Source organism: Pseudomonas sp. Mb7 (assembly GCF_054790525.1).
The window spans coordinates 260336-285930 of record NZ_CP186501.1; the positions used below are offsets into that span (position 1 = coordinate 260336).

Consider the following 25595-nt stretch of genomic DNA (forward strand, 5'->3'; position numbering starts at 1 on the left):
CACAAGCGAGGCAAAAGGCGACCGCTCGGTCGCCTTTTTTATGGACACCAATCAGCGCGCTGAATACTCGTCAACAAGTGCAGGGGAGAGGGCTAGGGTGAGGGCACAACGATAAAAAGGCTCACCCGATGACCGCCATGACTGCCTGTCTGGATCGCCCCGGATTCTTGCCCAGACTTTCTTCCCATCATCAACTTCGCCCTCGACTGAGTGAGCCGCTACTGACGACTGTGGCGCGGATCAGGCTGATCTGCGCGCCGCCCGGCAGTGGCAAAAGCGCGTTGCTCTCCGAATGCTTGTCACAGGCACCGGCACACTGTGCGGTGCACTGGCTGCCACTGATGGGCGTGTCGTTGAGTACGGAGGAGTTCTGTCGGCGGCTGAGCCTGGCATTGGGGCTGGCAGCAATGGATGAGGCGCAATTGGCGGCGGCACTGGCACGCTGGTCAGCGCCCACCTGGCTGTTTATCGACGACTATTGTCGGCTCCCCGATCCGGCTCTCGATGCATTGTTGGACCGCTTGCTGGCGCTCAGCAGCCCGGCATTGATCTGGTGGATCGGCGCGCGTCGACGCCCCCAGTGCAATTGGCCACGGTTGCTGCTGGACGACGAATTGTTTGAATGCGAAAGCGCGACGCTGGCGCTGACCCCGGAAGAAATCGCTCAGGCGTTAAAACACCTGTCCGCGGAGCAGGCTGCCAGTGTGGCCGCGCGGATTGTTCATCGAACCGGTGGCTGGTGCGCCGGGGTGCGCATGGCGCTGCTGCAAAAATGCGACTGGTCGCAAACCCTTCAGCCGCAGCAAAGGGTGGAAACACTGCTGGATTATTTGCAGCACGAACTGTTCAGCGGCCTGACGCCGGAGTTGGCCGAGGTCTGGCGGGTACTGGCGAATCTGCCGCGTTTCAATGCTGAGTTGTGTGAGCACCTGTTCGGTGCCGGAGAAGGCGCGGACTACCTGCGCACCCTGCAAACGCTGGGTTGCTTCATCGAACCATGGAATGACTCGTCCCAGTGGTTGCAGATCTTTGCACCTTTGGCTCAAGTGATGCGCGATGAGCGCTGGCCTGCGGCCCGCTCATGGCATCGTCGGGCATGCCAATGGTTCGCCGCTGCCGGGGACTGGCGCTCGGCTTTCGAGCAGGCGTTGCTTGCCGAGGAATTCGAAACGGCAGTGAGTCTGTTGCAGCACTTCAACTTCGAGCATCTTTTTGAAGAGCAAACGGTGGTGCTGTTGTTGCGCCTGCATGAATCTCAGGGCGAAGGAGTGACCTTGGGATCACCGCAGTTGGTTGGGCTGATTACCGCAGCTCTTTTGTTTGCCGGCCGTTTTGAACAGGCCACGCAGTGCATCGCGCACCTGGCGAGGTTCATGCCGCAACCTTCGGCGGCACTGGAACGACAACTGATTGCACGCTGGCAAGCGCAACAAGGCTGGCTGATGCATTTGCAGGGGCGCATGACGCCTGCGCGCGAACTCTTTCAGCAAGCTCTGGAAGCGCTCGATGGCGATGCCTGGGCCACAAGGTTGCTGTGCCTGTCAGGGCTGACTCAACAAGCCTTGCTCTGTGATGAACTCGAACAAGCGCACGCCATCAGTCGCGAAGCGTTGTGTCTGGCGCGGGCACAAGGCTCCTTGCTGTTTGAAGGCTTGCTGGAACTTGATCATGCGCAGTTGCTTGAGCAGCGTGGTGCTCCAGCCCGCGCTGACAACCTGCTACTGAGCATTGAGCAGTTACTTGGCCAGCGCGCTGAGCGGCCATCGCCGCTGCTCGGTCGTATCGCCCTGCGTCGTGGTCGATTGGCGTTGGTCATGGGGCTGGAGGAACAAGCCGCCGTTCTGTTCAAACGTGGCCTGGAGGATTGTCTGCGCAGTCACGATAAACGGGTGTTGTTCGGCTATCTGGGGCTGGCGCAGATAGCGGCCAACCACTGTGAATACACGCAAGCATTCGAGCGCTTGCACGAGGCCGAGCGGTTGATGCAGCAACGCAGGATTCCAGACACGGTTTACCGTGGTGTGTTGTTACAGGTCAGTAGCCAGATCTGGCTGCAGCAGGGGCGGGCGCAGTTGGCACATGAGGCGTTGAGCCGGGTGCTGCGCCACTATCAACCGCCGAACGCGTTGCAGGCACCTCCGGCGACGGTTCAACTGATTGCGCGTATTCAGTATTTGCTGATATTGGCCACGGCATCTTTGCAACGCGGTAGTGATCTCTCGGAGCAACTTCAGGTGTTGCTGGATAAAGCCCGCAAGTGCGGGGCGCAGACGCTTGAGGCGGAGTTGCATTTTGCCCTAGCCGAAGTGGCATTGCTGCACAGCGAGTCGTTACGGGTGGTTGAGCATGTGGAGTGCGCGTTGAAGATTGTCCGGCGCTCGGGGTCACAATTGCTGATACGCCAGGCCACCCTGCGTTCGCCGAAAATATTTGATCCGACAATTGTGCTGGAGGAAAAGCAGCAAGTTGTAGCCGAATCTGAAGCTGAAAGTTCACTGAGTCAGCGAGAGTTACAAGTCTTGGTATTGATTGCGGCAGGTGATTCCAATCAACAAATCGCAGAAAAACTTTTCCTTTCATTGCATACCGTTAAAACTCATGTCCGAAGGATCTATATAAAATTGGGGGTGATGCGTAGAACGCATGCAGTGGCCAGGGCCAGAACATTGGGTTTGATGTAGGTGTGAGGTTGTTAGATGTTTTTAGTTGTAACTTAGGGGGTTGTTGGTGTTGTAATTAAACACTGTTGGAAACAGTGCGATGGGTATCTTTTTGTTCTGGATCTGAATTAGCTTGATTTGGCGAGGCAAGTTGTAATTGGTCACTTGTCATTATCAAGCTGATAGAGATTCCATTATGGAAATTAATAAAGAAGCCGAAAGCCAAAGTCTGCGTGAAGTGGGGAAAGCCCTGGAAAGTATCTCGCAGGAATTGAAGCTTGTTCCGTCATTTTCAGTGGTGGTGCAGGACACGTTGCGTGAAGCGCTATGGAAGATCTCCGAAGGTGTGCGGCTAAGCAGCCTGTTCGTCAATGTCGTGGCGGGCGCCAAACCGAAAAATAAACAGCCGGTTGGACGTTTGCTGGATGTCGCGCTTGAGTGCCTGCAAAGTGGTCGGCCGCCAAACTATGATGTCAATGATTATGGTGTCTTCAATCACCCGAATTTTACCAGTCGTGAAGACATTCTTACGCAAGTCCCGATCTCGGCTATTGAAAAAGTAGTAGCAGATCTGCTGAAGAAACTGGCGGTTGATTACACGGCGACTGTGCGGCAGTACTGGGAAAATCCGACCGTTCAAAAAACAAGTGGAGCTTATCCTCAGTTAACGCGAAAGTCTGCTTTAGGTGTACTCGAAGCTAACCTTTTCATTAGTGAACTGGAGGCGCTGACGATTCAAGGGGTCATTACTCAGCAACAAAGAGCGCTGATCAGTACGACCGTACAACCCAGTCTGACCGGCACTTGTTACGGGGTTTTCATTGAAGGTCAGAATGGCAAATACATCGAGCAGAACGCGATGTTTGTATTGCCCCTTACAGCTCCTGTCTATGAACAGTTGGTTCCCGGTGAACAGGGCGCTGTCGTACTCTACTGCGCGAATCGTGGTCTCGAATTGTTTTCTTCCATTTGGAAGCTTGAACAAGCGTTGTTGAGCCGACTGGGCTCCTCGGAAACTCAGGAAGAGTTTCTGCAAACGCTGTCGCTCAGTGAACGCGTTGGGTTCGCATACGTCCCTGCTATTCGTTTTTTGAAAGTTCGTGCGAATTTGTTTGAGAGAATCGTTGGTAAGCGGATTCACACGATGTACAGCGACATCACTGGGTATCTTGAATCTGTCGGTAAGCCAGGCTCGGAGTTTGATAAAACTGTTGTCGCCGTAGAGGCCGCACAATCGTTGCCCGATTTGAATCATCAGGCCAGAAAACGCCAGGTACAACTGATTAAGCATGTCGAGCGGAATGCTTGGCCGCAATGGTTGAAAAGCACTTCCGATGTCAATCAGGAAGTGTATGTTTCCCTGCAAAAAGAGCTGCTTGAAGCCGAAGTCAAACTTCATGAGGTCACTCACGGAGTTGCTTCGCTGAAAGACTACGCGCGGTTGGCCGTAGAGGACTTCATATCGCCGGGTAAAGATGAACGTATCGACCCGGACACGGTATTCGTGAAAGTCACCCATACCGTGCCTCTGGCGGATGGAAAAAAGGTGGAACTCACCGAGCGCAAAACGCTGACTCAGGCCTTTATGCAAGGTGCTCATGATCTGGCAGGGCAATATCAGATCGTTCCGGAGGTCCCCTCCAGTCTGCCAAAGTTGAGTCCATCGAACATCCTGCGTGCCATCAAGTCGTTGGACGTTCGTGTTGCCTATACCACGGCTCAACGTCTTCTGTATTCGCAAGCCGAAGTTACCGGGTCGCTGCGAGTGGTCCTTAGCCGTAAAACAGCGCTGACCCTGTTCGCGGCGATCCTGCAGAAACACGTGGGACCTTCAGCTCATAAATTGGTGATGGGTTATAACCTCGGCGATACGTCCATTGAAACGCTGGGCGTGGCGCTCAAACACTGGTTCAAGCCTTTCAATGGTTTGCTGGTTTATCGCAGGAAAGGTGTGGCAGCCGATCGCAGCGCTCATGTCCTGCACATACCGGGTTCGCCAGCCGGGCAGGAGTGGTTTGAATTCACCGACCTGAAAAGCCTGCAGCACAAGTTGGCGCAATGGGCGGCCAAGGCTGAAACCTGGGCGTACTTGCTGAGTCAGGCACACGCCAGCGACAGTGCGCAGATGCAAAGTGATTATCTGAGTCTAAAACCATCTGAGGTACTGAATGAATGGTGGTCGAAGATTAAGTTGGTCGATTTACCCGAAGAGGAGCCTTTGTTCGGAGCCGTTCAAAATCACATTTTGTGGAGTATCGATCAAACCGAAGCTGCCACCCCTCAATGGTACAGAAAGGCCAGCTCGAACGATCAGCACCTGCTCAATCGTCTGAACGCTGATTTCAAGGCTATTCATCATCATTCCCGGGAAATGCTGGCGGTCGAGCCGTTCAAACAGTTTTCCAGCCATTTGGTGAAGAAGGAGCTGAAGGAGTATTTTGCCCGGACAGGTTCATCTGTGGACATTAACCCTGACGAGGTATGGGTCAAATTTCACGCAGACTCGAAGATCAGCCTGACCGATCTGTTTATTCAGTGGCAAAAGTGGCGCAGTGACGTAAGCGCGTTCGAGAAATTTTTCACCTGGGTGAACCCTCAATTAGCCGGGATTGAAAATTTGCGAGAGCAACTCAGGCAGGCCACCTTCTGGACGTTTACCGGACAGCCCATTGCCCAACTGAATGCCAGAGTTATCAATGATCTGATCGATCTGAGGCCTGGTGAAAAGTATCTTCAATATCTGAAAGATAAATTCCTCAATGCGTCCGACATTGACTTGAAAGCCAGTCTGTATCGAAAAACAAAACAAAATGAAATGCTCCGGGCTGCATTGATTCAGAAAATCAAAGGCGAGCTCTCCCTCGACCAATTCAGCTGGTTGCAGGGACTCATTAACGGATTTGATCGCGATCTGCCTCGTCAGGGCATCATCACCACGGGTGGGAAGCCGGGCATTGGCGTATACGAGTTCACTCTCAGGGGACGCGCCCTTGTCGGGGCTTACGTTTTTGGGCGCAAAGTCAGCGGGCGTGATGAGTTTTTTGTCTATATTCCCGATACGCCTGGTGGCAAGGATTTCTTCCCTGTCCAGGAACTTGCTGGTCGATTGAAAAGCGTGATCTTCAACAAAAAGGTCTTGAGCCTCGCTCGTCTGGAACATCAGCAGGCAGTGAAAAACCTCCTGGACACCTACTGGGACTCGAACCCGGTAGCGACCAGCAATCCGGAATTGACCAACAGTTATCCAGTACTGGCTTTCAAACAGGAGTACCTGGCTAAAATCGGGCAACTCGTCGCCGATGTGGATTTTCAGACGAGCAGTTATCTGGAAGCGCTGTGGAAGGATGTGAGGGTACTGGCCGAATTTGCCCTGGATGTGGCTTCGATGTTCGTTGCGCCACTTGGCCTGGCACTGACCATACTGCGCATTACTCAGTCGGTTGTGCTGGGCATTGTGGCTTCCAGTCAGGGCTCCGATGAGGCTGCGAACGCACATTTTGCATCGGCGTGGCGAGGGGCGATTCTGTTGTACGTTGGCAAAGTGGCGGCGATCGGCGCGCCCGTGAACCCGATTGCTCTGCTATCGAGCGTCAGGGATTTCGCCGATGTGATGGCAGGCGTTACCGGTGTTGAAGTCAGCATCAACTACGTGACAGCAATCACCGCACCTCCTACGGTCGTGAACAGCACCACTCGTCTGCTCAACTGACAGATGAAACTGCGCGAGTAACGGCCCTCGTTACTCGCTCGATTGGCGCCATTCAGCCCTGCAGAGGTTCATAACCCATCCGCCAGCTCACGGCCCGCGTCGCCGCCAGCAACCGCTGCGCCGCCGGGCCGTTTTCGTCGGCATGGAACAATGAAGTGGGGCCAACGATGGTCAACACGGCTGCCACTTGGCCGACGGCGTTGAACACCGGGGCGGACAATGCATCCACACCCGGCATCAGCAGGCCATGCACATGATGCAGACCGCGTTCGCGGATCTGTTCGCACAGGGTTGCGTAGTTTTTTTCGTCCTTCAATGGATGATCCACAGCGGCAATTTCCTGCTCGCGCAACTCATCGGTTTCCCGATGGGGCAAGTAGGCGCTGAACACCAGTCCAGTCGATGAACTGAGCAGTGGCAACACTGAACCCAGTTGCGTCACCACCGTCACCGCGCGCACCGCCGGTTCGATATGCACCACGGTCGCGCCCTGATTGCCCCACACCGCCAGAAAGCAGGTTTCGTTGAGTTCGTCGCGCAGTTCGGCCAACGGCAGGGCGGCGACTTTCAGCACGTCCATACTGTTGAGTGCGGCCAGGCCTACGCGCAAGGCTTCGCGGCCGAGCCCGTAATGGTTGGTAGCGGTGTTCTGCTCGGCGAATCCTGAAGCGATCAACGCTTGCAGATAGCGATGAACCTTGCTCGCCGGCATCTGCACATGTTCGGCCAGACGCGACAACGAAGTGGACGGCGACAACTCGGCCAGAGCCTTGAGGATGTCGGTGCCGACTTCGGCGGAGCGGACTTTCTGTTTGCCGTTGCTGTCGCTGGTTTTTTCCATGGTGCGGCCGGGTTCCGAAACGAATGGGCGTCTTTATAGCTTGACGCTGGATAGCGAGCAAATTACGTTATGCGTAATCGAATTACGATAATAACAACCCCGGCGTGCCGAAACCTCTGAGCCAGAGCGATGGGCCACTGCCGACTCCCTGTTCAGGAGGCTCCATGAACCTCGATTCAACCGCTCAGGCGCTGGCGTATCAGTCCGGTTTCGGTAACGAATTCAGCTCTGAAGCGTTGCCCGGTGCGCTGCCCGTCGGCCAGAACTCGCCGCAAAAAGCCCCCTACGGCCTCTATACCGAATTGTTTTCCGGTACCGCGTTCACCATGACCCGCAGTGAAGCGCGGCGCACCTGGATGTACCGCATTCAGCCGTCGGCCAATCACCCGGCCTTCGTCAAACTGGAGCGGCAACTGGCCGGTGGCCCGTTGGGTGAAGTGACGCCTAATCGCCTGCGCTGGAATCCGCTGGAGATCCCGGCCGAGCCGACCGATTTCATCGACGGTCTGGTGAGCATGGCCGCTAACGCGGGTGCAGAGAAACCGGCCGGCATCAGCATCTACAACTACGTCGCCAACCGCTCGATGGAGCGGGTGTTCTTCAACGCCGACGGCGAACTGCTGCTGGTGCCGCAACTCGGCCGTCTGCGCATCGCCACCGAATTGGGTGTGCTGGAAGTCGCGCCGCTGGAAATCGCCGTGCTGCCGCGCGGCCTGAAATTCCGTGTTGAATTGCTCGACCCGCAAGCCCGCGGCTATGTCGCCGAGAACCACGGCGCGCCGCTGCGTCTACCGGATCTGGGGCCGATCGGCAGCAACGGTCTGGCCAACCCGCGTGACTTCCTGACTCCGGTTGCCGCTTACGAGAACCTCCAGCAACCGACCACGCTGGTACAGAAGTTTCTCGGCCAGTTGTGGGCCACCGAGCTCAATCACTCGCCGTTGAACGTGGTCGCCTGGCACGGCAATAACGTGCCGTACAAATACGACCTGCGCCGGTTCAACACCATCGGCACCGTCAGCTTCGATCACCCGGATCCGTCGATCTTCACCGTGCTGACTTCGCCGACCAGCGTGCACGGTCTGGCCAACCTCGATTTCGTGATCTTCCCGCCGCGCTGGATGGTCGCCGAGAACACCTTCCGTCCGCCGTGGTTCCACCGCAATCTGATGAATGAATTCATGGGCCTGATCCAGGGCGAATACGACGCCAAGGCCGAAGGTTTTGTGCCCGGCGGTGCCTCGCTGCACAGCTGCATGAGTGCCCACGGCCCGGATGGCGAGACCTGCACCAAAGCGATCAACGCCGAACTCAAACCGGCGAAGATCGACAACACCATGGCCTTCATGTTCGAGACCAGTCAGGTGCTGCGCCCAAGCCGCTTCGCCCTCGACTGTCCGCAACTGCAATCCACTTATGACGCCTGCTGGGCCACTTTGCCCGCCACGTTCGACCCGACCCGGAGATAACCCATGACGCAGAATTCCATCACCCGCAGTTGGGTTGCCTCGGCCAACGGCCACGCTGATTTCCCGCTGCAGAACCTGCCGCTGGGTGTGTTCAGCAGCAACGGTGCGATGCCGCGCGCTGGCGTGGCGATTGGCGACCATATCTTCGATCTGCAAGTAGCGCTGGAAGCCGGGCTGTTCGACGGTGTCGCGCGCAGCGCTGTCGAAGCCATGCACGGCGGCCAGTTGAACGCATTCTTCGAACTCGGTCGCGAGGTGCGTGTGGCACTGCGCACCCGTCTGCTGGAACTGTTCAGCGAAGGCAGCACACACCGCGGCAACATCGAAGCCCAAGGCGCAAAATTGCTGCCCCTGGCCGCCGATTGCCAGCTGCATCTGCCGGCACGCATCAGCGATTACACCGACTTCTACGTCGGCATCGAGCACGCGCAGAACGTCGGCAAACTGTTCCGCCCGGATAACCCGCTGCTGCCGAACTACAAGCATGTGCCGATCGGTTATCACGGTCGCGCCTCCACCGTGCGTGCTTCCGGTACCGACGTGCGTCGCCCTAAAGGCCAGACGCTACCGGCCGGTCAGACCGAGCCTGTGTTTGGCCCGTGCGCGCGCCTGGACTATGAGCTGGAACTGGGCATCTGGATCGGTCAAGGCAACGAGATGGGTGACTCGATCGCCATCGGTGACGCGGCTGATCACATTGCCGGTTTCTGCCTGCTCAACGACTGGTCGGCGCGCGATATCCAGGCCTGGGAATACCAGCCACTGGGGCCGTTCCTTTCGAAAAGTTTTATCACCAGCGTCTCGCCATGGGTTGTAACTGCTGAAGCCTTGGAACCGTTCCGCACCGCGCAACCGAAGCGTCCTGAAGGTGATCCGCAGCCGCTGCCGTACCTGTTCGACAAGCGCGATCAGGACGGCGGTGCCTTCGACATCGAACTGGAAGTTTTGCTGCTCACCGAAGCCATGCGCGAGCAAAACCTGCCGGCCCATCGCCTGACGCTGAGCAACACCCGCTACATGTACTGGACCGTCGCGCAAATGGTCGCGCACCACAGCGTCAACGGTTGCCAGTTGCAGGCCGGTGACCTGTTCGGTTCGGGCACGTTGTCCGGCCCGCAGAGCGGTCAGTTCGGTAGCCTGCTGGAAATCACCGAGGGTGGTAAAAAACCGATCGAACTGGCTTCTGGCGAGGTGCGTAAATTCCTTGAGGACGGTGATGAAATCATCCTGCGTGCGCGTTGTGCCCGTGACGGTTTCGCCTCGATCGGCTTCGGCGAGTGCCGCGGCAAAGTGCTGGCGGCGCGCTGACAGGAGCGGGTTATGGATCTCTATACCTATTACCGTTCGACCTCGTCATACCGCGTGCGAATCGCGCTGGCGCTGAAGGGCCTCGACTATCAGGCGTTGCCAGTCAATCTGATCGCGCCACCCGGCGGCGAGCATCGGCAAGCGGCGTATCTGGCGATCAATCCACAGGGGCGGGTGCCGGCCTTGCGCACTGATGAGGGCGGTTTGCTGATTCAATCGCCGGCCATCATCGAGTACCTGGAAGAACGTTATCCACAGGTGCCGTTGCTGCCGGAAGATTTGTTCGCCCGCGCGCAGGTGCGCGGTGTGGCGGCGGTGATCGGTTGCGATGTGCATCCGCTGCACAACGTCAGCGTGCTCAATCGCCTGCGCCAGTCAGGGCACGACGAGCCGCAGGTGGTCGAGTGGATCAGTCACTGGATCAGCCAGGGGCTGGCGACGGTGGAGCAATTGATTGGCGACGAGGGCTTCTGTTTCGGCGAGTGGCCGTGCGTGGCCGATGTGTACCTGATTCCGCAGTTGTATGCGGCTGAGCGCTTCAACGTCAGCCTTGAGGCGTATCCGAAAATTCGTCGGGTCGCCGCACTGGCGGCTGAACATTCAGCATTCATCAAGGCCCATCCTGCCAATCAACCAGACACCCCGTAATTCCCCTGTAACTGATCGTTCCCACGCTCTGCGTGGGAACGCATCCCGTGACGCTCTGCGTCACAGTGGACGCAGAGCGTCCCCGGCGGCATTCCCACGCGGAGCGTGGGAACGATCCGGTTGCCACATCAAAAAATCATAAAAACAAAACAGGTACCTTGCGATGCACAACCAGATTGCCAGCTTCCGCGCGGCACTCGACGCCTGTCCTGTGTCCCGTTATCAGTGGTTGCTCTTGATCCTGCTCGCCTTGCTGCTGGTCACCGATGGCTATGACGCCCAGGTGCTCGGTTATGTAGTGCCCGCGCTGGCGCAGGACTGGGGGCTGGAAAAGTCTGCATTCGGGCCTGTTTTCAGTGCCAACTTGCTCGGCCTTACCCTCGGTTCCCTGGCTGTCACGCCACTCGCCGACCGCTTTGGCGTGCGGCGCATTCTGCTCGCCTGCGTGCTGATCTACGCCACGCTGACGGTGCTGATGGTCTTCGCCGACTCGTTGAACACGCTGATGATCGCGCGCTTTATCTGCGGCATCGGCATGGGCGGGGCGATGCCCAGTGCTATGGCGTTGATGTCGGAATACTCACCACCGCGTTTGCGCACCTTGATGGTGACGCTGGCGGCCTGTGGCTTTTCATTCGGTGGCGCAGCCGGTGGTTTCGTCGCCGCAGGCTTCATCGACCAGTTCGGCTGGCAGGCGGTGTTCCTCGCCGGTGGCGTCACGCCGTTGCTGCTGTTTCCGTTTCTCTGGTGGATGCTGCCGGAGTCGTTGCCACGTCTGCTGCGTGATGCGCCGCCGTACGCGCGGCTGCGCAAAGTCACCGCGCGCATGCTGCCGGATTGGCAGCCGCCCGTTGCCAGCGTCGAACAGAACGAACGCGAGCAGGGCAGCAAACTGACCGTAGTCGAGTTGTTCCGCAATGGCTACGCGCGACCGACCTTGCTGATCTGGGCAACGTTTTTCGTCAGCCTGATTCTGTTGTATTTCATGATCAGCTGGCTGCCGACGTTGCTCCTGGAAAGCGGCCTGAAACTCAACGAAGCCAATCTGGTGACGTCGATGTTCCTGTTCGCCGGCACCTTGGGCGCAATCTGCATGGCCTGGTTTGCTGACCGCTTGAAGCGCAAGGTGCGTTTGCTGTCGGCGGTGTTGGCAGGTGCGGCGCTGTGCACGATTCTGCTTGGGCTCAACCACGACAATCCACGTTATCTGGTCGCCTGCGTGTTCGCCGCCGGGTTCTGCATCATCGGCGGGCAACTGACGCTGAATGCGTTTGCCAGTAATTTCTACCCGGCGCATGTGCGTGCGACCGGCACCGGTTGGGCATTGGGCGTGGGGCGTTTCGGTTCGATTCTCGGGCCGCTGTTCGGCAGCCTGTTGTTGGCGATGCACATTCCAGTGGCGCAGATTTTCTTCTTCTGTGCGATTCCGGCGGTCATCGCCGCGCTGCTGATCATTCAGGTGCGTTCGCCCACCGAAGGAAGTTCGGCAGTTGGAATGGGGATATCTGTCAAATCCTGAAGAGCAAAAGATCGCAGCCTTCGGCAGCTCCTACACGGGAATACACATTTCAATGTAGGAGCTGCCGAAGGCTGCGATCTTTTGTTTTTAATGGACGACGGAGTTGGGCGGCAGGTGGCTGAGGCGTTCAGTCAGGCGCAGGCGCTGAATCGGATCGTCGCTGAGCATCAGCGCATGCTCCAGATCAAAGCGCTCGGCATTCGGGCAGTCGAGCCGCTGATAAAGACTGGCCCGTGCCAGGTAATCGGCGGCGCCGGCGTCACCCAGTTCGAGCACCCGTTCGGCGTCGATCAGCGCGGCAATGAAGTCATCATGCGTCAGGTGCAACTGCCGCAGGTTGCGCGACAGGCGCTGAAGCATTTGCACCGGCGAGGCGGTCAGCAGATGCTCGGCGGTCAGCTTCATGTTCGGCCCGTACTGGCGCTGCAACAGTTCGCGACAATCGTTTGGGTACAAACGCCGGCCGCCGCACGGATCCAGCAAGTGATCAGCGCCGGGCACCCGCAACAGGAAGTGTCCGGGGAAGTTGATCCCGACCAGAGGAATCTCCAGGCCACGCGCCAGCTCCAGGGCAATCAGCGCCAATGCCAACGGCTGGCCGCGACGGGTCTGCAACACCTTGTGCAACAGCGCTGCTTGCGGGCGCAGCGGCAGGAAGTGGTCCTGGGCAAAGCCCAGATCAGTCATGCGGCGCAACAGGGGCTGCGCCAGTTCACTGACCGGCAACATCGGCAAGCCGTAACTGACTCGTTGTTGCAGGTCTCTGAATTCTTGTAACAGCGCGTCGGGATCGACCGTTTTTTCGTGCTCGGCCGCCATCCACAGCGCGGCTTCGAACAGCGCGGGCGGTGAACGGTGCAGGCATTCGAAAAAACGTTGACGCGCACTCATCGAAATCTCCGGGGAATGCCTCGTTTTAGCCCCGCCCGCAAGATTCGTCCAGTCCCCTGCTGCGCAGGTGTCAGGTTATGCCGCAAAGCCGTTGTCGGCGAGGGCGCTTATTCCGGTGCGCTCCAGCAATTTTCAGGCGCAGGCCTATACTGGCGTTCTACAAGAAGTGATTCGGGAGCCCAACGATGTTTGCGCTCATGCAAAGCACTCGCCTGGAATCGCTGCACCTTAGCGTTGATCCGGTCACCGGGTTGAAGGCGGTCATTGCCATCCATAACAGTCGCCTCGGGCCAGCCTTGGGCGGATGTCGTTATCTTGCCTATCCCAATGACGAATCCGCCGTCGAAGATGCCATTCGCCTCGCTCAGGGCATGAGCTACAAGGCTGCGCTGGCGGGGCTGCCGCAGGGCGGAGGCGTGGCAGTGATCGTGCGCCCGGCTCATGTGGAAAACCGTGGCTCGCTGTTCGAAGCTTTTGGCCGTTGCATCGAACAGCTCGACGGTCGCTACATCACCGCCATCGACAGCGGCACCTCGGTGGCGGATATGGATTGCATCGCCCAACAGACTCAGCACGTCACCAGCACCACCTCGGCCGGCGACCCCGCTCCGCATGCCGCGATGGGTGTATTTGCCGGCATTCGGTCAACGGCCATGGCGCGGCTGGGCAGCGACAACCTGGAAGGCTTGCGCATCGCCATTCAGGGGCTGGGCAATGTCGGTTTTGCCTTGGCCGAGCAATTGCACGCCGCCGGCGCGGAACTGCTGGTCAGCGATATCGACCACGGCAAGGTACAACTGGCGATGGAACAGCTCAACGCGCACCCGATTGCCAACGATGCATTACTCAGTACACCGTGCGACATTCTTGCGCCGTGCGGTCTGGGCGGTGTGCTGAACAGCCACAGCGTCACCCAACTGCGTTGCTCTGCCGTGGCAGGTTCGGCGAATAATCAACTGACGCATCTGGATGTCGCCGATCAACTGGAACGGCGCGGGATTCTGTATGCGCCGGATTATGTGATCAACGCCGGTGGCTTGATCTACGTTTCGCTGAAACATCGTGGCGAGGAATTGCCGACGATTACTGCGCATCTGTCGAAAATCAGTTCGCGGCTGACCGAGGTGTTCGCCCATGCACAGGCGGAAAAGCGTTCACCGGCGCGGGTGGCAGATGAGTTGGCGGAGAAAGTTTTGTATCGCTGAGTTTCACAGGCATGAAAAAGGCCCTGAGCCATTCGACTCAGGGCCTATTCAATTCGGGCTGGATTACTTCGCAGCCTTCGCCGCTTTGGCTGGCTTGGCCGGTGCTTCAGCAGGTTCCGCCGCCTCAGCTTGTTCAACTGGTTCTGCCGGTGCATTGAGCAGCTCGGACAGTGCATCCGGCTGGCTCTTGAACGCCCGGGCGAACACATCGCGATTCTTCGCCATGTAGATCCCGGCTTCTTCCACTTGCTGTTCAGTCAGGGACGGAACGGCTTTTTGCAGCACATCGGCCAGATATTCGGCCAGTTCGAGCATTTTGTCATGACGGTCAGCTTCGGCTTTATCCATGAACAAGCGCTCCAGATCTCGGCTGCTGCGGTATACCACTTCGACGGCCATTCACCACCTCACATGCCTTCACATTAAGTTGTCTTGACGACTACTGTATCCATATACAGCGAAAAGGATAAGCGAATCCCTGCGCCATGGGTAGTGGCTTTTCAATGTAGACCGGATTTCGGGTTTGTCAGGCCGACCGTGTCGCTGCATTCGCGAGCAGGCTCGCTCCCACAAAAGCACAGCGGTGCGACCAAACGCCACGGCGCGGGTCTGGCGGCGGTTCGCCATGATGGCGTGGCCTCTTTTCTGCATGAAAACCGTTACGTGCAGAAAACCGTCACGTCCAACACGCATCATCCGCTCGCATTCGAGCTAAGGAACATCATCGTGAAAATCAACTGGGCCGAGAAACTGCGGCAAAACGTGCATCAACTGGCCGAGTCCCTGGGCAACCTGTTCGTCGAAACCTTTCACTATCTGGCGCTGTTCGCCATCGGTGCGGTGACGGCGTGGGCGGCGGTGATGGAGTTTCTCGGGATGCTCGAGGAAGGCCACATCAAGATCGATGACATTTTGTTGCTGTTCATCTATCTCGAACTTGGGGCGATGGTCGGAATTTATTTCAAGACCAACCACATGCCGGTGCGCTTCCTGATCTACGTGGCGATCACCGCGCTGACCCGTTTGCTGATCTCCAACGTCTCGCACCACAACCCGCCGGACATGGGCATTATCTACCTGTGCGGCGGCATTCTGTTGCTGGCGTTCTCGATTCTTGTGGTGCGTTACGCCTCGTCACAATTTCCTTCGGTGAAGATCGAGAAACCGCAGCGCAAACTTGGCGCCGGTTCCAGCGAACATCCGGAAGTCGAGAAGGGCGAGCTTTAAAGCCCGGCTGCTTGCCCGGGCTGGCCGATGAGGCGTGGTGGTGGCGGGGTCAGCCCGTCGCCGCTGGTCATCGCTTCGAGGATTGCCATGGCGCTGTGGCCTTGCTCGATGGCAATGCCGAACTGAATGCTTTGCACCAGACGCTTGAGGCGCACGGGGTCGTTGCGCTGCTCGGCGCTGATCATGCGCTTGGCCACGATCCGGCCGCTGTTGGACAGGGTCAGCATGATGCTGCCGTCCAGGCCTTGAATGCTCAGGTTGATCTGATAGTCCGGCGCAAAGGCATCGGTAATGATCTGAAAAGGATTGTCCATGATGCGTCACCGCCTGATTGAACGTGCAGTTGTTGACCGGCCGTGATCGGGTTGGTTCGCCCAACCGGATCATCGGCCATTCCGTGGCCTGTATTTGTTGCTTCATGTAGGAGCTGTCGAGGAAACGAGGCTGCGATCTTTTGCTCTTCAGTGTTTTGATTTCGGTCACGAAGAGCAAAAGATCGCAGCCTGCGGCAGCTCCTAAAGGTATGTAGCAAGGGCTGTGCCGGGAAAATTGTCGAACAATGAACACGGGGATTAAAAAGGCGAGCCACGCGGCTCGCCTTTTTTAATGGCCCGTTTTCAGGGCAGAACCGAGTAGATGATCGCTGACAGTGCAATCAGGCCGATCAGCACCACAAACACGTTGGACACCTGCCCCGAATACTGGCGCAAGGCCGGCACGCGGCGGATGGCGTACATCGGCATCAGGAACAACAGGCAGGCAATCACCGGCCCGCCGAGGGTTTCGATCATGCCAAGGATGCTCGGGTTGAACGTTGCCACGGCCCAGCAACTGAGGATCATGAACACGGCGGTCGCACGGTTCAGCCAGCTCGCTGACATCACCCGGCCACGGCTGCGCAGGCTTTTCACGATCATGCCCTGGAAGCCTTCACTGGCGCCGATGTAGTGGCCGAGGAAGGATTTGGTGATCGCCACCAGCGCAATCAGCGGCGCGGCGTAAGCGATGACCGGGGTCTGAAAGTGGTTGGCCAGGTACGACAGGATCGAAATGTTCTGCGCCTTGGCCGCTGCCAGATCCGCCGGCGACAGCGCCAGCACACAGCTGAAGCAGAAGAACATCACCGTGACGACCATCATGCCGTGAGCCATAGCGAGGATGCCGCTGCTTTTGCGTTCGGCCTGCTCGCCGTAACGTTGTTTCTGCTCAACCGCGAACGCGGAAATGATCGGCGAATGGTTGAATGAAAACACCATCACCGGAATCGCCAGCCACATTGTCTTGAAGAAAGCGGACATTGGCATGGCTTCTTGGGCACTGGCAAAAAACGCACCGTTCCAGTTTGGAATCAGGCTGAGCGCCAGTAGCAGCAATGCGGCAACAAATGGATAAACCAGCACGCTCATGGCTTTGACGATGACGCTTTGACCACAGCGCACAATCGCCATCAAACCGAGGATCAACACCAGCGAGAGGATCGCCCGTGGTGGCGGAGTGATGTGCAATTGGTGTTCGAGGAAACTGCTCAGGGTGTTGGTCAGCGCCACGCTGTACACCAGCAGAATCGGGAAGATCGCGAAGAAATACAGGAGCGTGATCAGCTTGCCGGCACCGATGCCGAAGTGTTCTTCGACCACTTCGGTGATGTCCCCGGAACGCCCGGACAACACGAAACGGGTCAGACCACGGTGGGCAAAAAACGTCATCGGGAAAGCCAGTACGGCGAGAATCAGCAAAGGCCAGAAACCGCCGACGCCGGCATTGATCGGCAGGAACAAGGTGCCAGCACCGATCGCAGTGCCGTACAGGCCGAGCATCCAGGTGGTGTCGAATTTGTTCCAGCCCTTGTGGGCCGTTTCTGCATTGCGTGTGCGGTCTACAGCGGGATTTTCGGCAGCAGGTGTACGTACATCGGTCATCGGTATCGCCTCGTTATTATTTTTGCTCGGGCTCACGGTTGGCAGGCGGCTTTGTGCGGCCTGCCGGGGCGGTCAGGGAATGGGCCTCAGCATTCCACCCAGCTCACGGCCAGGCCGCCCCGTGAAGTCTCTTTGTATTTGTCGTGCATGTCGGCGCCGGTGTCGCGCATGGTGCGGATCACCCGGTCGAGGGAAATGAAGTGTTTGCCGTCGCCGCGCAGGGCCATTTGCGTGGCGTTGATCGCTTTCACGGCGGCGATGGCATTGCGCTCGATGCACGGCACCTGTACGAGGCCGCCGACCGGGTCGCAGGTCAGGCCAAGGTTGTGTTCCAAGCCGATTTCGGCGGCGTTCTCCAGTTGTTCCGGGGTGGCACCGAGCACGTCGGCCAGGCCAGCAGCGGCCATCGCACAGGCCGAACCGACTTCGCCCTGGCAGCCGACTTCAGCGCCGGAGATCGAAGCATTTTTCTTACACAAAATGCCGACAGCAGCCGCGCCCAGAAAGAAAGCGACGACATCATCGTCAGACGCGTCCGGATTGAATTTCATGTAGTAGTGCAGAACGGCCGGGATGATTCCGGCTGCACCGTTGGTCGGCGCGGTGACCATGCGCCCGCCGGCGGCGTTCTCTTCGTTGACGGCGAGGGCGAACAGGTTGACCCATTCCATTGCCGACAGAGTGGAACTGATCACGTTCGGCTTGCCGATTTCCAACAAGCTGCGATGCAATTTCGCTGCACGACGCGGCACATTCAGACCGCCGGGCAGAATCCCCTCGTGGCGCAGGCCCTGTTCAACGCACTCACGCATCACCGACCAGATGTGCAGCAGGCCCTGGCGGATTTCCGCGTCAGTGCGCCACGCGCGTTCGTTGGCCATCATCAGCTCGGAGACGCGCAGGTTGTGCTGTTTGCACAGCGACAGCAGTTCGGCGGCGCTGGAGAAATCGTACGGCAACACCACTTCACTCGCCGGGGCGACACCGGACTCGGCTTCTGCCGCCTCGATGATGAAACCGCCGCCAACCGAGTAATAGGTCTGCTCGAACAGCTCGGCCGTTTCGCCAAAGGCTGTCAGCGACATGGCGTTGGGGTGGTAGGGCAGGCTCTCATCCAGCAGCAGGAGATCACGCTGCCAGTCGAAGGCAATTTCTCTCTGACCGGCGAGGGACAGTTGGCCTGTCTCGCGCAGTTGCTGGATACGTGAATCGATGGTCGCCGGATCGATGCTGTCCGGCCATTCGCCCATCAGGCCCATCACCGTTGCGCGGTCGGTGGCGTGCCCGACGCCGGTGGCCGACAGTGAGCCGTATAAACGGATTTCCACACGGCGCACATCGTTCAATAAACGTTGATCAATCAGCTCCTGAGCGAAGGTCGCGGCGGCGCGCATCGGGCCTACGGTGTGGGAACTGGACGGGCCGATGCCGACTTTGAATAGATCGAAAACACTGATAGCCATGCTAAACCCTTACAAGCAATGGAGTAGGAATCGCTGCCATTTTTTGTAGGACAAGCGCAATGTCGGCGATACTGCCTACCTCGGTCCTACGTGACTAACGAAACTTCCTAAGTAAGCCTTTAGCAGGACTAAACGATGAGTCGTCAATTGCATGCGCAGACCTATGTCTGGCTGCAGGTGTTTTCCTGTGCCGCGCGGCACCTGTCGTTCACCCGTTGTGCCGAAGAGCTGCACATCACCCCGGGGGCGGTCAGTCAGCAAATTCGTCAACTTGAAGAACGACTTGGTTTCCGTCTGTTTCATCGGCGCGCGCGTGGTGTGGAGCTGAGTGCGGAGGGGCAGCGGCTGGCGATTACCGTCAACGAGGCATATGGCAGCATCGATGCCGAATTGCGTCGACTTGATGCCGGAATGATCAGCGGGATTTTGCGAGTGCGCTCGATTCCGTCGTTCCTCAGCAAGTGGCTGACGCCGCGCTTGCCACGCCTGCAGCAACGCTATCCGGACATTCAGTTGCGTTTGGTGGCAGAGGACAGCAGTGTGCCCTTGCACGAAGGCGATTTTGATCTGGCGATCGATTTGAACGACGGCAGTTACCCGGGATTGTTATCCACAGCCTTGCTCGACGAGCAGATTTTCCCGGTGTGCGCACCGAGCCTGTTGCGCGGGCGACCACCGTTGCACGGGCCGGCGGATCTGGTGCATTTCCCGGTACTGCACGACATCACCGCGTGGCGTGGCAGTTATGAATACGCGGAATGGGAATTCTATTTGAACGCGATTGGTTTTGAGGGCGCCGACGTACGGCGTGGGCATACCTTCAATCGCAATCATCTGACCATCGAAGCGGCGATTGCCGGCATGGGCGTGGCGATTGCCCGCCGCACCTTGCTTAACGATGAATTGGAGCGAGGGACGTTGATTGTGCCGTTTGGCCTGTCGGTGCCTAATCACAAACGCTATGTGTTGCTCTATGCACCGGGGGCTTTAAGCCATCCGGGTGTGCGTGCGGTGCATGATTGGCTGGTCGAGGAGGCGGGGATATTTCGCAGTTTGCACCCGTTGAACGACGGGCAGTTGTGAGCAAATTTTGCCGGGGTGTGAGGCGACCCAACTCCCGACCTTACCAGTGCTTTGCTCGGTTGTCCGGCTTTTTTTGCGAATGAATATTTATCTTTTTTCAGGGGTTGAAATGTTCGTCGGTCGGGCCGATTGTTGTAACCAGGAGGTCAGGAAATTCAACTCAAGGCCTCTCACGAGCTAGCTGAAATAAGGGATGAACTATGCAAATCCAAGTCAACAGCGATAACCATATTCAAAGTAGTCAACGACTGGAGGAGTGGGTACGTACAACCATTGAGAGCACGCTCGAACGTTATGAAGAAGACCTGACCCGTGTCGAAGTCCACCTGAGCGACGAGAACGGTGACAAACCAGGTCCCCATGACTTGCGCTGCCAACTGGAAGCGCGGCCAAAAGGCCATCAACCGATTTCCGTGACCCATAAAGCCGATTCGCTGGAACTGGCGATCGACGGCGCTGCCGAAAAACTCGAGCACGCCCTGGAGCACCTTTTCGGCAAACTGCGAGGTAAACCACGTGCCGCTGTGGTGCCATTTAGCAAGGCGAATGACGCTCTGCTGGAGGAAGAATTTCTTGAGAATGAACAGGCAGCGATCAACAGTTGATGCGCTGGTTTTATAGCCACCCAATGAGAGCGGGCCTGCGAAAGCAGGCCCGTTTTTGTTTGCGGCGGATTTTTGCGCAAGGCACAAGAGCGCGGCCCCTCACCCCAGCCCTCTCCCTCCGGGAGAGGGGGCCGACCGAGGTGTGTTGCGGGTTACATCGACCTGAAAGACAGCGTCGACTATGGATTCGGCAAAGCACTTCAGGTTGATGTATTTCTGAAGCATCCCGCAATCAGTCCCCCCTCTCTACGGGAGAGGGCCGACCGAGGTGTCTGAAGAGGTACGTCGACCTGAAAGACCGAGTGATTATGGATTCGGCAAAGCAGAATCAGGTCGGCGTAGCTCGCAAGCATCCCCCGGTCAGTCCCCTCTCCCTCTGGGAGAGGGTTAGGGTGAGGGCATTTTTCGATTCGCTGCAGTTCTTATGATCTGCTCCAGCACATCGTCCATCTGCTGGATCACCTGGAGATTACTGAAGCGCGCGACTTCAATGCGCTTCTGATTCAGATAGTGCGTCCGGCGTTGGTCATGAATCAGTCCCTGCGTTTCAAAGTGCTGACCGCCATCCAGCTCAATCGCCAATTTCAACTCCGCACAGTAAAAATCCAGCACGTAAGGCGGACACGGAAATTGCCGACGAAATTTCAGATTGGCGATTTGGCGGGAGCGGAGTTTTTGCCAGAGCAGGTGTTCACAGTCGGTTTGATTGACTCGTAGATGGCGGGCGAATTGGGCGAGGGTGGGGCGAGTTTGCATGCTTCACGATCCTTGTGAAGTTGGTTTGAAGTTTTACTGTAGACCATGACCCGCTGACCCTCACCCCAGCCCTCTCCCGGAGGGAGAGGGGGCCGACCGAGTCGTATTGCGGGGTACATCGACCTGAAAGACCGAGTCGATTATGGATTCGGCAAAGCGGTTTAAGGTCGAGTCGATTATGGATTCGGCACAGCACGTTCAGGTCGGCGTACCTCGCAAGCATCCCCCAATCAGTACCCTCTCCCTCAGGGAGAGGGCTAGGCGGGCGGCGTTCCGATGAGGGGCTTTTCAATCCTCAGAACGCTACAGAAGTCTGGACGTACACCGTACGCGGCTCACCCACATACTTGCCCTTGTTGTTGTCATCAAACGAGCGCGTGAAGTACTGCGTGTTGAAGATGTTCTTCACGCCCACCGCCACATTCAAGTCCGACAACTGCGGCCCGAAGTCATACCCCGCGCGGCTGCTGAACAGCATGTAACCGGGGATCTTGCCAGTGCTGCCATCAGCACTTTCCTTCGAGGTGTTGGCGTTGTCGGCGAATTGGTCGCTCTGGAAGCTGCTGTCGAGATTCAGCTTCCACGGTCCTTCGGTGTAACCCACGCCAATCGTGCCTTTGTGTTTCGACGAGAACGGCACGCGATTGCCCTTGTTTGGTCCGTCTTCGCGGATAGTCGCGTCAACATAAGCGTAAGTGGCGTAGACATCGAAACCGGCGAGCGCCGGGCTCAAGTCATCCAGCGCGTAATTGACGCTGGTCTCGATCCCTTGATGGCGAGTTTCGCCACGGGCGATCACCGAATCGTTGGTCTGGTTGCTTTCGTACTGGTTGTCGAAGTTGATCAGGAACGCGCCGATTTCCGCGCGCAACGCGCCGTTGTCATACCGCGTGCCGAGTTCCCACGTACGCGCCTTCTCCGGTTTTACTTCGCCGCTGGTCACCCGGTTGGGCATCTGGCTGTATTGCACACTGCCGAACGAGCCTTCGGTGTTGGCGTACAGGTTCCAGCTGTCGGTCAGGTGATAGAGCACGTTCAACGCTGGCAGTGCGGTGTTGTAGTCGCCCTTGTATTTGACGTTGGTCAGGTTGTTGGTCTGCTGCGACTCGATCATCTCGTAGCGCACGCCCGGTGTGATGGTCCATTTGCCGATGTCGATGCGGTCGTCGACGAAGAACGCATTGGCCTCGGTGCCGCCACGGGTGTCGCGGTCGTTGCGGCTGGCGGTGGTCGGGTATTGGTTGCTGCTGATCGGTGTGCGATAGCGCAGTTCGTGACCGGCCTCGTTGATGTAGCGATAGCCGACGCCGACTTCATGGCTGGTCGGGCCGAGGTCGAAGCCTTGGGCGAAACGGGTTTCCAGACCGCGCACCCAATACTCGCGCGGCGACAGCGAAAGGAAGGTGCCCTGATCCAGATAACCGCTGCGCAGGGTCTTGGTGAAGAAGGTATTGGCGGTGAATTCGCGGCGATCTTCCTGATAGCGATAGCCGAAATTGAACATCGTGCGGCGGCCCCAGAACTGGTCCTTCGGGCGCGTCGATTGATACGGATCGGCGTCGTAATCGGCCACGTTCAGACCGCCGGGCATGTCAGCCTTGCCTTCGTAATACTGGGCCATGGCGTTGAAGCTATTGGCTTCGTCCAGCTGGTATTTGCCCTTGAGGATCAGGTCGTCGATTTCAGTGTCGCTGTGTTCGCGCCAGTCGCCGCCGCGCGTCCCGGAGTAGAGCAACGCACCGCCGAGGCCATTGGCGTTAGTGCCGCCGGCCAGCAGGTTGGCGCTGGTCTTGAAGCCGTCGTGGCTCGACGATGGGCTGGTTTCCGTCTGGAAGCCGCCCTTGACCGTTGGCTCGTCAGGAATCGCCCGGGTAACGAAGTTGACCACGCCGCCGACGTTCTGCGGGCCGTAACGCACCGCGCCACCACCGCGCACGACGTCCACGGCATCCATGTTGCCCATGCTGATCGGCGCGAACGATAACTGCGGCTGGCCGTAGGGCGCGAACGGCACCGGAATGCCGTCCATCAACACGGTCGAGCGCGCGGCCAGTCGCGGGTTCAAGCCACGGATACCGAAATTCAGCGCCATGTCGTGGCTGCCGGTGCCGTTGTTGTCTGGAGCGTTGACGCCGGGGATGCGATTGAGCACATCCCGCGCCTGAGTGGCGCCCTGGCGTTCGAACTCTTCGCGGCGGATCACATCGCGCGCGCCCGGGTGCTCGAACACATTGATTTGCGCAGCGTCGCCGAGCCAGTCGCCGACGACTTTCGAGGTGTCCAGCTCCAGCGCGGCATCCGCCACCGGTTGCAGGCTGAACGCATTGTTGCCTTCGGCGCGCGCTTGCAGACCGGTGCCTTCAAGCAATGCATTCAAACCCTGCTCAGGTGTGTAACTGCCTTCCAGGCCACGGCTTTGCACACCGCTGGTGACTTGCGAACCAAACGAAATCAGCACGCCCGCTTCACGGCCAAACTGGTTGAGGGCGTTCTCCAGCGACGACGGCGCGATGTGATAAGCCTTGGCATCAGCGGCCAGCGCGGCGGGCAGGGCACTGAAACTCAGGCTGGCGCCGAGGACAAGATTGCGCAGGGTACGAGCCAGTGGCGTGAGGCGGGTGGAGTGCATGTCGGATGATCCTGAGAAGGTTGAATCAAGGGGGCTTTCCTTCTCTGTCACGCCAGATCTGAAAAACGGCTCATTTATTTTTGATGTTTTTTAAACCCGCGCTTCGACGCTCACCCAGTAACGGGTAAAGCGCTTCACCTTCACCGGCAAACTGATTTCCAGCAGGTCGAGAATCCGCTCGCTGTCGTCCAGTGGGTAAGTCCCGGAAATCAGCAGGTCGGCGACGTTCCTGTCGCAATTGAGCTGGCCGCGACGATAGCGGCCGAGTTCATCGAGGAAGTCGCCCAAACGCATATGCGCGGCCACCAGCATGCCGTCGGCCCAGGCGCCGCTGTTGGCATCCAGCGGTTTGGCTTCGCTGATGGATTTCGAGGTGAAACTCAGTTGCCGTGCAAGCGGCAGCAGCATCGGCGCGCGTCCATTGCTGCTCAGTTCGACGCGGCCGTCAAACAGCGCAACCTGCGTGCGATCGGCAAACTGACGCACATTGAGACGTGCACCGTGAGTTTCAAGAATGCCCTGAGCGGTGCGCACTTCGAAAGATTGCGCGGCAGTCAGGAGGATTTCGCCTTCGAGCAAGCGGATCAGTCGCGCCGAGACATCCACATCGGCGGCACTGGCTGTGTTGAGTTGCAACTGATCGCCCGCACCGAGCGCCACCTTGCGCCGTTGCCCGATCGGACTGCGGTAATCAGCGAGCAGCGACGGCAATGGATTGTGCTCACGCACCCCCCAGGTGACAGCCGATCCGGCGCCGAGAATCAGCAGCAGTTTCAGCGCCTGACGACGGCTGCCGGACTTCGGCCCGTTCAACGCCGCGTGTGCCAGCGGCGAAGACACACCGCGCAAACGCTGATTGACCCGCTGAATATGCTCCCACGCCCGCCGGTGTTCGCTGTGTGCCTCCAGCCATTGTTGCCAGGCCTGTTGCTGGCGCGGGGAGAGCGTGCCCTGCTGCATTTCCATCAGCCAATGCACGGCCTGTTCAGCCACTTGGGAGGAGAAATCCGGCACGCGGTTCATAAGGCGAAGTAGCAGCGCATGGCGGCTTTGTTCAGATGACGTTTGACCGTGGCCACGGATATGCCCAGTTCAGCGGCGATCTGTGGATAAGTCAGGCCATCGACCTGCGCCAGCAAAAAGGCGCGTTTGACCTGACGCGGCAAACCGTCGAGCAACTGATCCAGCTCCATCAGGGTTTGCAGGATGATCGCCTTGTCTTCTTCCGACGGCGCGACCATGTCCGGCATCTGCGCCAAGGTGTCGAGGTAAGCGCGTTCGACATCCTGACGGCGGTAATGATTGAACAGAACGCGCTTGGCCAACGTCGTCAGAAAGGCGCGCGGCTCGATGATCACCGGAGGTTCGCGGGCGGTCAGCACCTTGATAAACGTGTCCTGCGCCAGATCCGCCGCGCTGTCCGGGCAGCCGAGTTTGCGCCGCAGCCAACTGATGAGCCAGCCGTGATGGGCCTGATAGAGCGATTCGACAGGATGGGCGGACGACAACGGTATTACTCCGGGCGCTTGATGGCGCGGTAGAGAGTATGCGTTAGAGAACAAGAACTGTTCGCATTGTAAGGGGCGAAACGCTTAACCGGCAATCAGATGCTTTTGCGTATGAGAATATTTATCATTAATATTGCTCGCCTGTAGGTTCGGCT

General features: G+C 58.2%; 19 protein-coding genes and 1 pseudogene. 10 read left to right on the forward strand and 10 right to left on the reverse strand.

The window, feature by feature from the left end:
• Positions 1-128 precede the first annotated feature (128 nt).
• Entirely contained in the window at positions 129-2681 is a 2553-nt protein-coding gene (locus tag ACOYXH_RS01150) for a LuxR C-terminal-related transcriptional regulator (RefSeq protein WP_095125411.1), read from the forward strand.
• A gap of 175 nt (positions 2682-2856) precedes the next feature.
• Positions 2857-6369, forward strand: a complete 3513-nt coding sequence (locus ACOYXH_RS01155; protein ID WP_460067181.1) for a dermonecrotic toxin domain-containing protein — start codon at positions 2857-2859, stop codon at positions 6367-6369.
• A 52-nt stretch (positions 6370-6421) separates the two neighbouring features.
• On the opposite strand, the gene ACOYXH_RS01160 is transcribed toward ACOYXH_RS01155, so the two are convergent.
• On the reverse strand, positions 6422-7210 hold the full coding sequence (locus ACOYXH_RS01160; RefSeq protein WP_460067183.1) for an IclR family transcriptional regulator: 789 nt from the start codon (positions 7208-7210) through the stop codon (positions 6422-6424).
• 164 nt (positions 7211-7374) lie between these two features.
• On the opposite strand from ACOYXH_RS01160, the gene hmgA reads away from it, so the two are divergent.
• From hmgA to ACOYXH_RS01180, 4 genes are all read left to right on the forward strand, one after another.
• Positions 7375-8679: a homogentisate 1,2-dioxygenase gene (gene hmgA / locus ACOYXH_RS01165; RefSeq protein ID WP_095049786.1), complete on the forward strand. Its 1305-nt coding sequence runs from the start codon at positions 7375-7377 to the stop codon at positions 8677-8679.
• Positions 8680-8682: 3 nt separating this feature from the next.
• Positions 8683-9987 carry a fumarylacetoacetase gene (gene fahA, locus ACOYXH_RS01170; RefSeq protein ID WP_095125414.1) on the forward strand — a complete coding sequence of 435 codons (1305 nt, stop codon included), beginning with the start codon at positions 8683-8685 and terminating at the stop codon, positions 9985-9987.
• Positions 9988-9999: 12 nt separating this feature from the next.
• Positions 10000-10635, forward strand: coding sequence for a maleylacetoacetate isomerase (maiA, locus tag ACOYXH_RS01175; RefSeq protein WP_095125415.1), 636 nt, complete (start codon positions 10000-10002; stop codon positions 10633-10635).
• 163 nt (positions 10636-10798) lie between these two features.
• Positions 10799-12154 carry an MFS transporter gene (locus ACOYXH_RS01180; RefSeq protein WP_460067188.1) on the forward strand — a complete coding sequence of 452 codons (1356 nt, stop codon included), beginning with the start codon at positions 10799-10801 and terminating at the stop codon, positions 12152-12154.
• 87 nt (positions 12155-12241) lie between these two features.
• On the opposite strand, the gene ACOYXH_RS01185 is transcribed toward ACOYXH_RS01180, so the two are convergent.
• Positions 12242-13045 carry a SirB1 family protein gene (locus tag ACOYXH_RS01185; RefSeq protein WP_095049790.1) on the reverse strand — a complete coding sequence of 268 codons (804 nt, stop codon included), beginning with the start codon at positions 13043-13045 and terminating at the stop codon, positions 12242-12244.
• A gap of 185 nt (positions 13046-13230) precedes the next feature.
• On the opposite strand from ACOYXH_RS01185, the gene ACOYXH_RS01190 reads away from it, so the two are divergent.
• Complete coding sequence (locus ACOYXH_RS01190) at positions 13231-14250, forward strand: Leu/Phe/Val dehydrogenase (protein ID WP_095049791.1); 1020 nt, start codon at positions 13231-13233, stop codon at positions 14248-14250.
• A gap of 144 nt (positions 14251-14394) precedes the next feature.
• Here the strand turns inward: ACOYXH_RS01190 and ACOYXH_RS01195 are convergent.
• A pseudogene (locus tag ACOYXH_RS01195) lies at positions 14395-14649 on the reverse strand (YebG family protein); the annotation flags it as partial.
• 327 nt (positions 14650-14976) lie between these two features.
• On the opposite strand from ACOYXH_RS01195, the gene ACOYXH_RS01200 reads away from it, so the two are divergent.
• Positions 14977-15477: a phosphate-starvation-inducible protein PsiE gene (locus tag ACOYXH_RS01200; RefSeq protein WP_026000737.1), complete on the forward strand. Its 501-nt coding sequence runs from the start codon at positions 14977-14979 to the stop codon at positions 15475-15477.
• Here ACOYXH_RS01200 and ACOYXH_RS01205 read toward each other — a convergent pair.
• The 3 genes from ACOYXH_RS01205 to ACOYXH_RS01215 form a co-directional block, all read right to left on the reverse strand.
• The gene (locus tag ACOYXH_RS01205; protein WP_095049793.1) at positions 15474-15791 is read right to left on the reverse strand and encodes a DUF3509 domain-containing protein; all 318 of its coding nucleotides are present in this window, start codon (positions 15789-15791) and stop codon (positions 15474-15476) included. The two genes, ACOYXH_RS01200 and ACOYXH_RS01205, sit on opposite strands and share 4 nt — an antisense overlap.
• Positions 15792-16094: 303 nt before the next feature.
• Positions 16095-17396 carry a serine/threonine transporter gene (locus ACOYXH_RS01210; RefSeq protein ID WP_095049794.1) on the reverse strand — a complete coding sequence of 434 codons (1302 nt, stop codon included), beginning with the start codon at positions 17394-17396 and terminating at the stop codon, positions 16095-16097.
• An 86-nt stretch (positions 17397-17482) separates the two neighbouring features.
• Positions 17483-18859 (reverse strand): L-serine ammonia-lyase, encoded by a 1377-nt coding sequence (locus ACOYXH_RS01215; RefSeq protein WP_095049795.1) that lies wholly within the window; start codon positions 18857-18859, stop codon positions 17483-17485.
• Positions 18860-18994: 135 nt separating this feature from the next.
• On the opposite strand from ACOYXH_RS01215, the gene ACOYXH_RS01220 reads away from it, so the two are divergent.
• Positions 18995-19942 carry a LysR substrate-binding domain-containing protein gene (locus tag ACOYXH_RS01220; RefSeq protein ID WP_093436172.1) on the forward strand — a complete coding sequence of 316 codons (948 nt, stop codon included), beginning with the start codon at positions 18995-18997 and terminating at the stop codon, positions 19940-19942.
• 200 nt (positions 19943-20142) lie between these two features.
• Positions 20143-20547, forward strand: coding sequence for an HPF/RaiA family ribosome-associated protein (locus tag ACOYXH_RS01225; RefSeq protein ID WP_095125420.1), 405 nt, complete (start codon positions 20143-20145; stop codon positions 20545-20547).
• A 387-nt stretch (positions 20548-20934) separates the two neighbouring features.
• Here the strand turns inward: ACOYXH_RS01225 and ACOYXH_RS01230 are convergent, their stop codons facing one another.
• The 4 genes from ACOYXH_RS01230 to ACOYXH_RS01245 all read right to left on the reverse strand — a co-directional run bounded on the left by ACOYXH_RS01230 (position 20935) and on the right by ACOYXH_RS01245 (position 25440).
• The gene (locus ACOYXH_RS01230; RefSeq protein WP_095049797.1) at positions 20935-21303 is read right to left on the reverse strand and encodes an endonuclease domain-containing protein; all 369 of its coding nucleotides are present in this window, start codon (positions 21301-21303) and stop codon (positions 20935-20937) included.
• Positions 21304-21598: 295 nt separating this feature from the next.
• Entirely contained in the window at positions 21599-23932 is a 2334-nt protein-coding gene (fecA, locus tag ACOYXH_RS01235) for a TonB-dependent Fe(3+) dicitrate receptor FecA (RefSeq protein ID WP_320413922.1), read from the reverse strand.
• Between the two features lie 90 nt (positions 23933-24022).
• The gene (locus ACOYXH_RS01240; protein WP_220557904.1) at positions 24023-24955 is read right to left on the reverse strand and encodes a DUF4880 domain-containing protein; all 933 of its coding nucleotides are present in this window, start codon (positions 24953-24955) and stop codon (positions 24023-24025) included.
• Entirely contained in the window at positions 24952-25440 is a 489-nt protein-coding gene (locus ACOYXH_RS01245; RefSeq protein WP_095049800.1) for a sigma-70 family RNA polymerase sigma factor, read from the reverse strand. The genes ACOYXH_RS01240 and ACOYXH_RS01245 overlap by 4 nt, the downstream gene beginning before the upstream one ends.
• Positions 25441-25595 lie beyond the last annotated feature (155 nt).